Raw genomic sequence first — 14,808 nt, forward strand, 5'->3', positions numbered from 1 at the left:
GGTCATTATTAACTGATTTTGTAGAGGGTAGTAAGATGGCTCTAGGGCAATTAAAAGGTATGAAGTGTACTTTATCTATATTTGCAGGTGCTTTTTGCTTGCTAATATCCGGGCTTGCATCGGCGGTTGATTGTGGTGATACCATTAACACCCGAGAAGTTTTGGATGATGATTTGGTATGTACAGATAATATCGCGATAACCATTGTTGGCCCAACTGGTGGCCTGGATATGAATGGTCATACCATTACTTGTGACAATAATTCTGCAATAGGCATAGATGTTGTCGGTCTTGTGGGGTATTTGGAGGGCGCAGGTACTATATCATTCTGCCAGACGGGCGTTAGATTGGCTGGTGATGGATTTCATAATGTAACCAATATTTCTGCTAACAATAATGACTTTGTAGGGTTGGCGGTATCGAGCGACTTCAATCTAATTACTAATTCAAGTGCTAATGGTAATGGTAATACTGGTATATTAGTTACGGGGCTAAGAAATACCTTGATCTCAAATATTATCGAAAGTAACTTACTAGATGGGATTCAGTTGGATGGTGATGCCCCAAGTTTAGCCCAAAATTATATATATGATAATAATCGATATGGGATCTATATTGCTGATTCCAGCTTTGGGAATTATAGCCAGAACACCTCTGAGATGAATGGTTCAGTGGGTATCTATATGGAAGCAGCTAATCAGTTTTTTAACTTTATTCTCAACAACACATCCAAGGGAAATACTGATTTTGACTTGGAGGATCTAAATGCAAATGCATGTAGTAATATTAATGTCTGGCGTGGAAACACTTTTACTACTGCTAATCCCAGTTGTTTAAATTAAGGCTTTTTGCAAGATTCACCTTAAAGTAAACTGGGTGAGCCTGTGTTCAATTCGTATCCGCTCAACTATTTTGCTTGTTGTTCTATAAGGATTAAATTTCATTGATACATTATGTGGTAATGTAGTATCAGACATGTTTCTAACTCTGATTACAAGGTGCTGATTAATCCATGAAGCCTGATAGCTTAATTGATCATCCTGAAGGCGGAAAATTTCTTCAGGTGTTTAAGTCGAGCTCAAAAGTAACAAGGGAGGATGGGCAGAAGCGAAGCGCATTGACGCATATTTACTTCTCCTTACAGAAAGATGAAGTATCTAGGTTTCACCGGGTCGAATCTGATGAGGTTTGGAATTTATATAGGGGGGAAGGCTTATATCTCTATATTTGGACTGAGGGGGATAGCTGTTTGCAAAGGACTGAGATTTCCGCAGAGAATAATACATTTTGTCATGTTGTTCCTGCTGGTGCTTGGCAGGCTGCTGAGCCAATTGGGAGTTCTGTTTTGGTCGGATGTTCGGTAGGCCCGGGGTTTGAATTTTCGGATTTCAATTTAATCAAGGTTGATGATCCTGTAGCAAAACAACTGTGTGAGATAGATAGTTGTTTGAGTCGCTTCATTCGTTAAGCCTAAAGTTTAAGCTGTAGTTACGCTTTACTATTGATGGATATTTTGGCGTAAATTTTATGGAGTCTATTTTAAGCTTTTCACTTCACGTCTATGCACGAGTTTTGATTATTTTACTTGCCCAAGATTCTCTATGCCATTACCTTTTACTTGCCAGAGCTATTGAGAATATTTTCCTATGGATATTTCACTCTTTGGGCTCAAAATGTATCCCAATATTCTTTTTTCTTTTTTCTTTTTTCTGATTTCAAGGATTTTTATTGCCTGGGCATAATGGTTATGACTAAAAATTGTTATTGGGTCTACTTCAGCTCTTTCGGATAATGTAAATGCCGATGATGTGTACGCTGATACCATTGCGAGTACAGAAGTAATAAGTAAGGATCTCAATTGTAATTTGATTGGGTTAACAGTTGCTGGGCTGACCGGTAGCTCGGGTTTAAGTGGCAATTAGCTGTGGTGGTGAGTAGTAATCAATAGCTAAACAGTTTTATTAGGGGGGTACAATATTATTTTAGGACTTCATTATGAATATTTGGCAGGAAGGAACGCAGTCTAAACTATATTCTTATCTATTTTTCGGTAGTGCGTTAGTAATCTCTGGAAGTGTAAATGCAGACATAGTGTGTGGCGGTACTATTACAACTCCAGAGGTGTTAACTGGGAACTTTTCTTGTGATGCCGGTGTAGAAATAACTGGCCCTACAGGAAGCCTGAATTTGAATGGATTTACGTTTGATTGTGTGGGGGGAACAGGTGTCATTCTTGAAGGTACAGGAGCTGTATTATCTGGCGGCGCCTCTGGAGGTACATTGGATGAATGTAGTACAGGAGTCATTGCAACAGGTTCCGGTGGCCACACAATTACGGGTATAACGTTAAGTGATGTTACAGGAGATGGGGTTTTCTTCGATTCGGACAACAATACGTTGTCTGGTTCGTTAATTAATGTACCATTTGGTGGTATTGGTGTGTTTATTAGAGGCAGTAACTCAACGGTGATAGATAACGAGATTGTTAGTTCAGATGGATTTGCGGATACTGGTATCTTTCTTGATCTTGGGGCAGATAATTCAACCATGATATCTAATAGGATAGCTGGATTTAATAGCTATGGTATGGAAATTTGTAGCAATGGTAATTTCATTGCTCAAAATACGGTTGAACTCACTGGTTTTATAAACCCTATTCCCGGCACTTCGGTAGGTATATCGTTGGCTAAGTTCGCCATTCCCATCTGCTTTTTTTTTGATACGGATAGCCAATTCGGAAATGTAATTGTTGGCAATATGGCAACTGATAACAATTCTACCGATCTTGAGGATACTAATCCCTTACCTTGCCTTAATACCTGGTTTGGCAATACGGCTGATAATATAGAAGGCGCCTGTATTGATCAATGAGCCGTAAAATTATTCCCTAGAAGGCTAGCGAAATCTTATTCTTTTGACTGATGTTTGGTGAAAGGGTGCGCGGATATTAATATAAGCCTTGGCCGATTACTAAAATATCACACCGGGATTATCCGGTGTGATATAGACGTGATTAGCTCATTTAGAGGTTCGTTATATATTGGAGTCTTGCTGCTTGCATGGTAGAGCCATAGGGTTCTAATCTATTTTTTCGTTGGGTCGTTTATCGATATTCATATTTTGACGAATGCCGGACTCTGCTAGTACAGATAAGAAAAAGTCATTTGGTGTAAATTCCAATAGGGTTGCCAGGGTGTAGTCAGCATCTTTAAGGACATCTGGGCTGCCTATGCCTACAGCCGTCATACCATCAGCGGACTTAATTGCACTGACTCCTGCGGGCGCATCCTCAAAAGCAATGCAAAACTCTGGATCAATTCCTAGACCTTTGGCGGCGGCTAGGAATATATCTGGTGCAGGTTTAGGTGCAGATTTTTCCGGGTCTGCAATAACAGAAAAGCACCGGGATATTCCCAGGGCTTCCAATACCGCCGGCGCGTTTTTACTCGCTGAGGCGAGGCCAACCGGAATATGCTGAGAATTTAACCATGCGAGCAGTTTACCGGCGCCCGGTAACAAGTCTGCGGGAGAGAGGCTGCGAATTAATTCCTGGTAGCGGCTGTTTTTTCTAGCAGCCAGTGCGATTTTTGCTTCTTCAGTGTAATTGCTGCTTTTTTCCCCGAGAATCACCTCAAGAGAAGCCATTCTTTCCAGGCCCTTTAAGCGCTCTTCAGTATCCGCTGTCCAGGGAAGGTTGAGCCCTTCAGCCAGCTGTTGCCATGCGATCAGGTGGAGACGTGCGGTGTCTGCAATTACGCCGTCGAGATCAAAAATTGCTGCACGATAGATCATCAGGATACCTCCTCCATCGGTGCTATTTGAATGGTTTCTGTTTGCCCTGGTGTCTCCAGGAATAGAATTTGCTTGCCGTGATGAAGGCTGAGCGCTTCACCTTTCACCAAGGTGTACCTGGCGCTGTAAGAATCGACATCGACTGCGATCGTGCGGCCACGGAATTGCAACCGGAAACGATAGCCGTCCATTCCATTAGGCAGATATGGATTGAAGTTGAGTTCATTGCCGTGCAGGCGCATTCCTGCAAATCCCTGGACCATACACATCCAGGTACCCCCCATGCAGGCAGTGTGTATGCCGTGCTGGGTATTGTTGTGGTGGTTATCCAGATCCATTCGCGCGACTTGCTGGAAGTAGTTCAGCGCTTTATCCGGATACCCAACTTCACTGGCAATAATGCTGTGAATACAAGCGGACAAAGTGGAGTCGTGTGTGGTGAGCGGTTCATAGAAGTCGAAATCCCGACGCTTCTGATCAATTGAAAACTCTGAACTTTCCAGTAACAGGCCAAGAACGACATCGGCCTGTTTACAAACTTGGTGTCGATAGATCACCAGGGGATGATAGTGAAGTAACAGCGGGAATTGATCGGAAGGTGTTTCGGCAATATTCCAGCGGGGTTTGTTTAGAAAACTATCGTCTTGAGAATGTATACCCTGCTTTTCATCGTAGGGTAGATACATGCTTTCTGCGGCCTTGGCCCAGTTATCAATTTCCTGTTTGTCGAGTTGAATACGCTGGATTAACTCATCGCATGCTGCAGGATCGAATGATTTTAACCACTGTAATACTTCAACAGCATATTCAAGATGGGCCTTGGCCATCAGGTTTGTGTAGAAATTATTGTCAACCAGTGCGGTGTACTCGTCTGGTCCGGTAACCTCATTAATGCAGAACTGGTTGTCGCGAAGTGCGTTGAAGTGGCCAATCTCCAACCACATACGCGCGCCCTCTATCACGACTTCTGCGCCCTTGTTGCGCAGAAAATCGACATCACCGGTAACCCGGCAGTAATGTTGTACGGCGTAGGCAATATCCGCATTGATATGGTATTGCGCAGTGCCTGCCGGATAATAGGCTGAGCACTCCTCGCCGCCGATGGTGCGCCAGGGAAACAGTGCTCCCTTTTGAATCGACATCTCCCTCGCTCTTTTTCGTGCGGCATCGAGGATTGAGTAGCGGTATTCCAGTAGGCCGCGCGCTAATTCGGGTTGGGTGTAGAGGAAAAACGGTAGTACATAGATTTCTGTATCCCAGAAATAGTGACCGTCATAGCCGTCACCGGAAAGTCCTTTGGCTGCAATATTGGTATTGCCATCCCGGCCTAGGGATTGGAACAAGTGGTACTGGTTGAAACGTATTCCCTGCTGCAGGGCATCATTTCCACTGACCTGAATATCGGATTCGAGCCAGAAATTGTCCATTTGTATACGCTGGGTTTCGACATGGTTCGCAAAACTTTTAGCCGCACAGCGCTCCAGGTATTGATGCAATTCGCCTTCTGATATCGGCTCAGCATTTTGCTGTGCAAAGTAAGCGATGTACTTGGTTAGGCGAATAGGGGTGTTGCGGCGGGCAGCAAAGCGATAGTCAACCGAGACGCAGTCTTCACTGCGGAGGTTATTGGACGTGTAATCGCTGTCACTCTCACAAAGGTGCAGGGCTGCGCATCGTATAGAGAAGCGACTGCTCTTAACGGATAGAGGCAGGGCCAAATAACCATCTTCAGCTGTATTTTCCAGCCATTCGATATCTCCCCGATCAATAGGGGAGGCTAGGCGTGGGTCCTCACTGCGTTCTGCTTGGGCAAGGTCACCATCAAGGCAGGATTGCAGGTGTACCTCTCCGTCAAAATCGATGGGAGTGAGTTCCAGTTGCAGAGCTAACAGGTTTTTCTCACTGAGGGAAACCAGGCGCTGCACTTTGAGTTCAATGGTTTTTCCTTTTGGGGAGCGCCAAGTGAGTTTTCTCTCGCTGATCCCCGCGGCCATGTCCAGGCGGCGCTCGTAGTTGAGCAGCTCGCCTTGGGCGAGACTAAAGCGTTCTCCATCCAAGCTGATATAAATGGTCTTGCCGTCGGGAACCGTCAACATCCTCTGGTTGTTGCGCGCGTAGCCATAAGCAGACTCACCATAGGTGATAGGTTCGCTAGCGTAGACTCCATTCAGGTAACAACCATCCGTGAAGGGTTCTGGATCGAAACCCTCCTCAAAGGTACCGCGCAAGCCGATATAGCCATTACCGAGGGAGAATAGGGTGGCATTGAGGCTGTAATCTTCGGGCTGGAAGGTGTCCTCCACCAGGTCCCAGGGGTGGATCTTGTGTTTGATTTGTTGTTTTTGCTTCATACCACTTTCACTGGATTGGAGATTGGGTCCTAGGGCCGGGCCTGCTGGGCCTTCGGCAACTGGCTTTCAGTCTATCCGTAGTTGATGTCTTTTTGCAATCGATTGCAAATCTGGGGTTAAGCCTGGCTGTTACTAGAAGATAGGCCTGATTTTCATTTCCGAAAAATCTGTAAGCTACTGAAAAATATGGACTATTTTTTTATCTTGGGTCAATTGCCAGTTGTTTTGTGACTGATCGGCATAAGGCATTCCCAAATTTTTATTGGTTTTTATGCAAACGATTGCAAATTTTTGCCTGACTGATACATACTGGGTCTCTTCAGGCATTGGGGCGAAGTCGCCTTTCTCCACAAAGTCTGGGTAAAAAATGTACAATAACAGGTTGGTACGGCTGACTGCCTAAACCACAGAGCCAGATAGAATCCACTATGAAGAATCAGCGCATACTCCTATCTCTATTCGCTATCTACTTTGTCTTTGCCATTTTGTTGAACAGCGTGGGTACTGTGATCCTGCAGGTAATCAATACCTATGGGGTGAGTAAGTCTGCTGCGAGTGTGCTGGAGGGATTCAAGGATATCCCCATCGGTATTGTGTCTTTCCTGATTGCCTCCCAGCTTCCCCGGCTGGGGTTTAAGCGGGCGATGCTGGCGGGGTTGGCAATCGTCACCCTGGCTTGTACAGCTATGCCCCTGTTACCCGGGTTTTGGACGGCGAAGTTACTGTTCTTGTCCGTGGGTGTTGCGTTCGCATTGGTAAAGGTTGCCGCATACTCCACCGTGGGATTACTAGCGCAGGGCCGCAGCGCACATGCGAGCCTTCTAAACACCCTGGAGGGGGTGTTTATGGTGGGGGTTCTCAGTGGTTACTGGCTGTTTAGCGCTTTTATTGATTCATCGAACCAAGGGTCGACTGCCTGGCTCAATGTCTATTGGGTGTTGGCGGTGGTCTGTGTGATTGCATTTGTATTGCTCTGGTGCACAGAGCTGGATGAATCCGGGGCGCGAATCGAAGAGGCTAGCCCGAAACAGGACTTTATCGCGATGATAAAGTTGATGGCCAAACCCCTGGTATACATCTACGTGATCTCCGTATTTTTCTATGTATTGATTGAGCAGGGGATAGGAAGTTGGTTGCCGACTTTTAATAATGAAATTCTTAAGCTGCCCGCTGCGATGAGTGTTCAGGCTGCAAGTATCTTTGCCGCAGGGCTGGCGTTGGGGCGACTTGGTGCCGGTGTGATGATGCGTAAAGTACACTGGTACCCGATGCTGAATGTGTGCTTAGTTGCGATGGGAGTACTGGTGGTCGTTAGCTTGCCCCTGGCGAGTAATATTGTGGCGAATCCCGATGTAAACTGGCTTAGTGCCCCAGTGGCGGCTTTTGTTTTACCGCTGATTGGCTTGTTTATGGCACCAGTGTATCCAGCTATCAACTCTGTGATGCTCAGTTCATTGCCCACCCACCAGCACTCTGCAATGACAGGTTTACTGGTGATTTTTTCTGCGCTGGGCGGTACAACGGGCTCCCTGATTACCGGGTCGGTTTTCGAGGCCTTTGATGGCCAGGTGGCTTTCTACTTATCCTTGGTACCCATCACAGTGATTCTGATTACCCTGTTCTTTTTCCGTCGCGCCGTAGAGCGGGGGGATGAGACGCTTGAGGCCTCAGCCCCCCTGGCTGGGTAGCAGGGTGGTTTTACAAACTTGGGCGACGGGCCTAAGATGGCATTTTTCCCGCGAACAAGGTGAAGTACGCCATGCCCAAGGGGTCCTCCTCTCCCGTTTCCATGTCCGATATTGCTCGGTTGGCGGGAGTTTCTGAATCTACTGTTTCGCGAGCGCTGAACGATAATCCATTGATTAACGAAAAGACTCGCGAGCGTATTCAAAAAATCGCGAGCTCCATGAATTACAAAATCAATGAGAGCGCGCGAAACTTACGCCTGCAACGCAGCCATACAATTTCGGTTGTGATTAATACGGGGCGCAGTGGCGGCCAGACATTTTCTGATCCATTTATGATCGATATGATTGGTTCAATTGCCGATCGCCTCGCGGTGCATAAATACGATTTACTGTTTTCCAGCAGTATCGCCAGCCGCTCGGATTGGCATTCTTATCTGATGAGTTCCAGGCGGGCTGATGGCGTTATTGTGATTGGCCAAGGGGTGGACGATACCCCACTTCGTGATCTGCAGCAGCAGGGGGACCCTCTTGTTGTCTGGGGAGGGACCTCAAGGCAGGGGGCCGAATATTGCATCGTCAGTAGTGACAATCAAATGGGTGGGCGTCAGGCCACAGAGCACTTAATGAGCTTGGGGCGGCGGCGAATTCTCTTTCTCGGCGACACAGCTCACCCGGAGGTCAATGGGCGATTTGAAGGTTACTGTGCCGCGCTCAATGAAGCTGATCTGTCTGGCACTACCAGGCAGTTGACCGCCGGCTTCTCCAGTGAAAGTGGTTATCAATCCATTATCGACCTGGTTGCGCAGGAAGGGCTTAGTTTTGATGGCATTTTCGCCGCCAGTGACAGTATCGCTATGGGGGCGATAAAAGCGCTACAGGCCCGTGGCTATAAGGTGCCAGAAGATGTCGGCATAGTGGGTTTTGACGATATCCCAATCGCGCCGTTTTTTACCCCTCCTCTGACAACCGTTCGCCAGAACATCCACCGAGGTGGTGAATTGATGGTGGAGAAAATGATGGAACTCCTCTCTGGAAAATCGGCGATGCCAGATGTACTACCTACCGAGTTGGTCGTGCGGGGTTCTTGTGGTGCCAATCCGGATTACCAGCCTGTAGAGGAGTTCTTTCAAGACACTTCAGGTGAGCGTTAGTCGCAGGCTCTCACCATTTTGTTTGCCAGCAGGGGCGTAGTTAGTGTCCCTGCCGTTTCCCGAGTTTGAGCCACACTTGTAAAACCGAACTCTGTGGCTGGACTCGAAACATGGTAGATGAGAAAACTAAACTGACCAGAATTCAGGTACTGGGACTGTTTGCCCTAAGCTTGGCAATTTTTCTGATCGGAAATGATCTCACTGCGTTTTCCGTAGCAATTCCAGCCATCGAAAAAGACTTCAACTCCAATATCACCACCACCCAATGGATTATCAACGGCTATACATTGGCTTTTGGGATACTGCTGATCTCGGGCGGGCGTTTGGCGGATATGTTTGGCCGGCGCAAAATCTTTTTCATCGGCATGGCCTCCTTTGCATTTTTCTCCCTCCTCGGTGGCATAGCTACCAATATTCCAATGCTACTGGCGGCGCGGGGATTGATGGGGATCGGCAGTGCCCTTATGTGGCCGGCAATCCTGGGGCTGATCTACGGGATGTTACCGGAGGACCGCTCGGGCTTTGCCGGGGGCTTGGTGATGGGCATGTGTGCCGCTGCGAATGCAATTGGTCCGGTATTGGGGGGCATTCTTACAGACTTATTGAGCTGGCGCTGGATTTTCTTTATCAACTTGCCGGTGGCTGCATTGGCATTTTGGGTCTGCTGGAAGGTTATCCCGGATGACACACCGGAAAATGTCACCGAGCGCATTGATTACGGTGGTGTAATCACCCTGACCACATCGCTGTTTTGCCTTCTGCTGGCGCTGGATTTAGTCGTGGATATCGGCTTTAAGAGCCCGGTGATTATTGTCTTGGCACTAGCCACCTTGCTGTTTATGGGGGCGTTTATACTGGTTGAGCGCCATGTGGGCAGAGATGCGTTAATTCCCGTAGATGTAGCAACGAATCACGGTTTCTTTGCCGCAGGTATAGCTACCTTGTTGCTGTCTGTGGTGTTCTTTGCAGCCCTTGTATACGTTCCCCAATACTTGAGTAAAGTCCATAATCACTCGGCGATGTACTCGGGAATGGGGCTACTTCCTATGATGGTCTCATTTGGTTTGGTGTCTTTTATTGCCGGTGGGCTCTACGAAACGCTCGGTGCAAAAACGATTGTCTCAGCGGGCACCATTGCCATGTGTATCGGTATGTTTATGCTTTCTCATTTACATAAGGAAACAACTTTTTTGCAAATGGTACCGGGACTGGTGGTTCTCGGGGCGGGTATTGGCCTGTTTTATTCTGCTATTACTACTGCCGCAATTACGGTTGTAGCGCCGGAGCGAGCGAGCTTGGCGGGAGCAATTCTCTATATGTTCCAGATTGGTGGGGGAGCAATAGGCTTGGGTATGAATACCACAATTGTGGCAATGGCTCCCGATATTTCTACAGGGATCGATCGCGCTTTCACGGTTAATGCCTATCTGGCGATGGTGGGACTGGTGGTGTGCCTTTTATTTGTTTCGGGGAAGCCAGCGGATAAGGCTCCCCTGTCTGAGAAATGATTTATTGCTCGCTTAAATTTCTATTGCCTAATTCTGCAAAATTCACGTTCGTGATGATGCCATCAGTATTGTAACTGAGAATCAATACTTTTTGATAAGAGGCCGGTTGGAAAATAGCCTTATTGGTTTGGCTATACATATACACTTTGGCTTTCTCGGATTTATTGCTGATCAGTGGGTACTGATATTCGCCGGAGGGTTTGCCCAATAAATCCAGAGCTTCGAGAATACTGGTTTGGCCTTCGCTGATAAGTGGTACTTTTGACTCATCAAAATCGGTGGAATCTTCAGCGAGAGAGCTGACAAAATCCTGCCCAACCAATTTATCGTTATAAAAGTAGAAACCCTGGTTACGGGTACCGCTAATATTTTCGCTAACCGCCTTTTTGCCAGTAGTGGGGTAAGCATAAGCGAGTGTTAAAATTTGTTGGTTGTTTTTTACAAACACGCCTTTTTCATAAGGCTTACCGAGCTTCTCTTTAATGGATTGCTCAGTATCTACGCCTAGCGCTACCTCTTTTTCTCCCAGGGGTTTTGTGCCAATGCCGGTACATCCGGATAGCACAAATAGGGAAAAAATAACCGTTACCAGTCCTTTCACTACAACCTCCTGCACTGTATCTTCCAGGTTCCCTGTGGCCTGAAATATTCGGCGCATCCTACAATTCGCATGTTTTAATTGCCAGTGATTTATAAAGATGATCGATGACCCGAGATTACACTGCTGTAGCATGAATTGAGTGGGTATAGAGAAGTGCACGAATTTAGGCATATCGTGCGCTTTTAGAAAATACAGCGTAGTGAATGACAGCAGAAGAAGAACTCAGTTCCTGATACTGCCCCCTCATTCCATTATTTTTTTAAATAAAATTGATAGGCATTTTTTACCAGAACATTTTCTGCTTGTGCTTCATTCAGGGTGTCGCGAATTAACAAAATATCTTCAGGTTTGAAGGGGCGCGGTGCCCTGGTAGAGGGAAGATCGGAGCCAAACATCAGGCAATGTGGGTTGGCCTGGTAGAGGTCGACAATTGCCGCTGCGGGATCGAAATCCAGGCGGCCAAAGCCGCTCGCTTTTACCTTTATCCCTTTTTCTGCCAGTTTGAGTAAGATAGGAAAACCTTGCTTGGTGATTCCCATGTGATCAATAGAGGCGGCTGGTAACGCGATCAATTTATTATAGAGAGGGGTCAATGCAGAGGCTTCAAGGTATAGTTCGACATGCCAGCCTGCCAAGTCAAAAACTCGCCGGGCAAGGGTATCGATAAAACCGATCTGTTCCGAGCCACCCCGTACCAAATTAAATCGTAGGGCTCTGACTCCATGTTTGTGGAGTGACAAAATGGTGTTGTCGGGAGTGTCGGCGGATAGCTGTGTGACCCCAACATAGTTTTTGCCCAGCTTTTCCAGGGCATCAATAAGGTAGGTTTGATCCTGTTTTTGGAATGAGCCGGAAACTACAGCGCCCCCCACTAACTGGTAGTCTTGTAACTTGAGTTGATAGTCATCCACGGTAAATGTTGGCGGCAAGTAGCCGTGATTTGGGAATAGGGGGAACTTGGGATTTATGATGTGGAAGTGACTATCAAATAGTCTCTGTTTTTGCTGTTCCATAGTCGGGTGCACCGTGCTCGCTTAGATTTCCTGGATGACTCTCACTCGATCTGCAAGAGCGCGCTGTGAGACGGGAATGTCCGGGGCGAATAGCTCCCAAGAGTGAATCACGCCAGGTCGAACGTGGAGCTCCGTGCTAACACCGGCATCGGTGAGTAATTGGGCGTATTGCATATCCTCATCGCGAAAAATATCTAGTTCGCCAACATCGATAAATGCTGGCGGTAGACCCTTGGCATCTTGCAGGCGGGCAGGGGCAGCATGAGGACTGACCGTAGGGCTGCCCACCTGATTACCCAGGTAAGCAGTCCAGCCGGTGAGATTGTCTTCATAGGTCCAGATAATAAATGGCAATAACTCGGGATCGGGAGTAACCGTTCTGTCGTCCAGCATTGGGTATAACAAAATCTGCCGTGCCAGGGACGGGCCTTTTTTGTCACGGGCGACAATTGTCAGGGCTGCAGCCAGACCCCCTCCGGCACTATCTCCCATGATGCCAATTCGCGAGGGGTCAATGGAGAGTTCCTGTGAGTGCTGCACCAGCCAAATGAATGCCCGATAGCAATCATCAATCGGTATAGGGTAGGGGAACTCCGGAGCCTTTCGGTAATTTACTGATAAAAAGGGCACGCCGCTGGCAGCTACGTATTTGGCGATGACCAAGTCGTACCGTGAGATATCGTGGCAGATGAGCCCACCGCCATGAATGTAGAGTATGGCGGAGCCTGGCTTGCTCTTCTCCTTTTGGTACCAGCGTAACTGGATCTCCTCTTGGTCTGAACTCTTTAGGGTAAAGTCCCGAAAAGAAACATCTGATGGAAAACTGCGACCCTGAAATAGTGCTTGAGTGACCACGGCTCCATTCTTACGGCGAGTATCCACATCCCCAATAGGCGCTTCTGCCAAGGTATCCAGCAAGTCGCCAAACTTGCCAAGGGCACGTGAAAATTCCGGGTCCAGGGAAAAGCTCATTGACGAGATCCTTATCGGAGTTCCTATCAGCTAGTGGTCCATAGCTAGATATGGACCTTTGCTAAATGTGGACCTTCGGCAGCGAAATGCCAGTACTTTTAGCTGGGTTCTGCGACACCGCTTTCAGCCACCAAGGTCTGAATAGATGTTGTCGAAGCTGACTGCACCTCTGATTTGTTCTCGCTGTACCGCTCGGTCAGATAGTTACCCTGGCCACGCAACAAAATGGTGGTTTTTACCAGCTCTTCCAGAACGTCAATCACCCGGTCCCGGAATGGGGAATCCTTGAGGTGCCCTTGTTCATCGAATTCCTGCCAGGCCTTGGCAATAGAGGATTGGTTGGGAATCGTAAACATGCGCATCCAGCGGCCGAGAACCCTCAAATTGTTGACAGTATTGAATGACTGCGAGCCACCGGAAATCTGCATGACCGCTAGGGTTTTTCCCTGGGTTGCCCGGCTTGCAGATTGGTCCAGTGGTAGCCAGTCGATCTGATTCTTGAAAACGGCCGAGACATTTCCATGTATTTCCGGGCTAATCCACACTTGACCCTGGCTCCAGGCAGACCACTCGCGCAATTGCTGCACCTTGGGGTGATCCTGGCTGGTGCCGTCGTAAAGAGGGAGGTCGACAGGGTCAAACAAGCGAACCTCGGCACCAAAATGCTGCAATATTTCAACAACCTGGTTGGCCAATAGACGCGAAAAGGAGTTGGGTCTCAGGGATCCGTACAACACCAGAATCCTGGTAGGGTCGCCATTGGGAGGGGAGTCCACCAGGCGATTAAGAATATTGATGGGGGTGTGGTTTGGTAGCATCATGAGTTACCTCCAAATTTCTATATTTCCATAATAATCGAAATATGAGGCAAAGCAAAGGTGCATCAGTCTCAGTCGGGCCTTTCTGAATCTGCTTGGAACCGGCTAGTCGAATAACGGGTTCACAGGGAGTCAAAATACTGAGCCAGCATCGAGACTTAGGCTTCCTTTAGTTTCTCCAACACTGGAGGAGATAGGGCAAACGGAAAGAGAGTCCAGTAGAGGTTACTCCCAATTATTAGAGGGAGTGGGTACGTTTAAATGCCTCCCAGATGGACTACTTCAATATTGAATCCCTCTGATTGGCAAGGTTCTTCAAAGTACTTATTAACTTGTTTGAAGGTCTCAGGGGTATCAAAGGCGGCTCGTTCCGGATGTGATTTTTGCCTTTGGGCAATTTGTTGTAAACATAATTTATCATCGGCTTTAAGATAGATTAATTGATGGGGAAAGAGGTTATCCAGAAATATCTCTTTGAACCAAGATCTTTGTTTTCTTGTATTGCCGGGAAAATCCAGTACTACCGAGATGCCACTCCTTAAGATATCCTGAGTATGTGACTTGATCATTGGTTTTAATCTTGCAGAATACTCTATGTAAGTGGAGAGTGAGGTGATCTCATGGGGATATAAGTTAGACAGCCACTCATCTTCGGAAATAAGAATAGCTCCTGTAGTTTGTGCTATCTCCGCAGCTTTTGTACTTTTTCCTGCGCCCATCTTTCCACAAAATAAAAAGAGCATTCCGTTTTCTTTCACAGTTCTTCCCGTTAATCCGATTAGAGAAAATTTCGACTATGGGAAAATCATGCCTGAAACTTTACGCTTGGTAAATAGTGGCAAAGGGAACTCATGAAGTGGCGATTTAGCTAAGCATCAGGGAAATACCAGAATTGCGGTGGCCGAATATGCTTG

At 47.2% G+C, this 14,808-nt stretch carries 14 protein-coding genes; 6 read left to right on the forward strand and 8 right to left on the reverse strand.

Going from position 1 to position 14,808, the window contains the following annotated elements:
* Window positions 1-35 precede the first annotated feature (35 nt).
* The 3 genes from ACJJIN_RS02905 (at window position 36) to ACJJIN_RS02915 (ending at window position 2,871) form a co-directional block, all read left to right on the forward strand.
* Complete coding sequence (locus tag ACJJIN_RS02905) at window positions 36-842, forward strand: right-handed parallel beta-helix repeat-containing protein (protein ID WP_444896802.1); 807 nt, start codon at window positions 36-38, stop codon at window positions 840-842.
* A 170-nt stretch (window positions 843-1,012) separates the two neighbouring features.
* A complete protein-coding gene (locus ACJJIN_RS02910; RefSeq protein ID WP_444896803.1) occupies window positions 1,013-1,468 on the forward strand; it encodes a cupin domain-containing protein in 456 nt (151 codons plus the stop codon).
* Window positions 1,469-1,995: 527 nt separating this feature from the next.
* Window positions 1,996-2,871: a right-handed parallel beta-helix repeat-containing protein gene (locus tag ACJJIN_RS02915; protein ID WP_444896804.1), complete on the forward strand. Its 876-nt coding sequence runs from the start codon at window positions 1,996-1,998 to the stop codon at window positions 2,869-2,871.
* 207 nt (window positions 2,872-3,078) lie between these two features.
* Here ACJJIN_RS02915 and pgmB read toward each other — a convergent pair whose 3' ends face one another.
* The 3 genes from pgmB to ACJJIN_RS02930 form a co-directional block, all read right to left on the reverse strand.
* Window positions 3,079-3,792 (reverse strand): beta-phosphoglucomutase, encoded by a 714-nt coding sequence (pgmB, locus tag ACJJIN_RS02920; RefSeq protein ID WP_444896805.1) that lies wholly within the window; start codon window positions 3,790-3,792, stop codon window positions 3,079-3,081.
* Complete coding sequence (locus tag ACJJIN_RS02925) at window positions 3,792-6,143, reverse strand: glycoside hydrolase family 65 protein (protein ID WP_444896806.1); 2,352 nt, start codon at window positions 6,141-6,143, stop codon at window positions 3,792-3,794. Before ACJJIN_RS02925 ends, pgmB begins: the two co-directional genes overlap by 1 nt.
* A gap of 174 nt (window positions 6,144-6,317) precedes the next feature.
* On the reverse strand, window positions 6,318-6,470 hold the full coding sequence (locus tag ACJJIN_RS02930; protein WP_444896807.1) for a hypothetical protein: 153 nt from the start codon (window positions 6,468-6,470) through the stop codon (window positions 6,318-6,320).
* Between the two features lie 101 nt (window positions 6,471-6,571).
* On the opposite strand from ACJJIN_RS02930, the gene ACJJIN_RS02935 reads away from it, so the two are divergent.
* The 3 genes from ACJJIN_RS02935 (at window position 6,572) to ACJJIN_RS02945 (ending at window position 10,490) form a co-directional block, all read left to right on the forward strand.
* On the forward strand, window positions 6,572-7,831 hold the full coding sequence (locus ACJJIN_RS02935) for an MFS transporter (RefSeq protein WP_444896808.1): 1,260 nt from the start codon (window positions 6,572-6,574) through the stop codon (window positions 7,829-7,831).
* A 71-nt stretch (window positions 7,832-7,902) separates the two neighbouring features.
* On the forward strand, window positions 7,903-8,982 hold the full coding sequence (locus ACJJIN_RS02940) for a LacI family DNA-binding transcriptional regulator (RefSeq protein WP_444896809.1): 1,080 nt from the start codon (window positions 7,903-7,905) through the stop codon (window positions 8,980-8,982).
* A 110-nt stretch (window positions 8,983-9,092) separates the two neighbouring features.
* Window positions 9,093-10,490 (forward strand): MFS transporter, encoded by a 1,398-nt coding sequence (locus ACJJIN_RS02945; RefSeq protein ID WP_444896810.1) that lies wholly within the window; start codon window positions 9,093-9,095, stop codon window positions 10,488-10,490.
* Window position 10,491: 1 nt separating this feature from the next.
* Here ACJJIN_RS02945 and ACJJIN_RS02950 read toward each other — a convergent pair whose 3' ends face one another.
* From ACJJIN_RS02950 to ACJJIN_RS02970, 5 genes are all read right to left on the reverse strand, one after another.
* Complete coding sequence (locus tag ACJJIN_RS02950; protein WP_444896811.1) at window positions 10,492-11,148, reverse strand: hypothetical protein; 657 nt, start codon at window positions 11,146-11,148, stop codon at window positions 10,492-10,494.
* 194 nt (window positions 11,149-11,342) lie between these two features.
* Window positions 11,343-12,104 carry an amidohydrolase family protein gene (locus tag ACJJIN_RS02955; RefSeq protein ID WP_444896812.1) on the reverse strand — a complete coding sequence of 254 codons (762 nt, stop codon included), beginning with the start codon at window positions 12,102-12,104 and terminating at the stop codon, window positions 11,343-11,345.
* Between the two features lie 21 nt (window positions 12,105-12,125).
* Window positions 12,126-13,076, reverse strand: coding sequence for an alpha/beta hydrolase (locus ACJJIN_RS02960; RefSeq protein ID WP_444896813.1), 951 nt, complete (start codon window positions 13,074-13,076; stop codon window positions 12,126-12,128).
* A 98-nt stretch (window positions 13,077-13,174) separates the two neighbouring features.
* Entirely contained in the window at window positions 13,175-13,897 is a 723-nt protein-coding gene (gene arsH / locus ACJJIN_RS02965; RefSeq protein WP_413665299.1) for an arsenical resistance protein ArsH, read from the reverse strand.
* Window positions 13,898-14,151: 254 nt separating this feature from the next.
* Window positions 14,152-14,652 carry a P-loop nucleotide/nucleoside kinase family protein gene (locus tag ACJJIN_RS02970; RefSeq protein ID WP_444896814.1) on the reverse strand — a complete coding sequence of 167 codons (501 nt, stop codon included), beginning with the start codon at window positions 14,650-14,652 and terminating at the stop codon, window positions 14,152-14,154.
* Window positions 14,653-14,808: the final 156 nt, after the last annotated feature.

This window comes from Microbulbifer maximicatervae (SeqCode) (assembly GCF_052467505.1).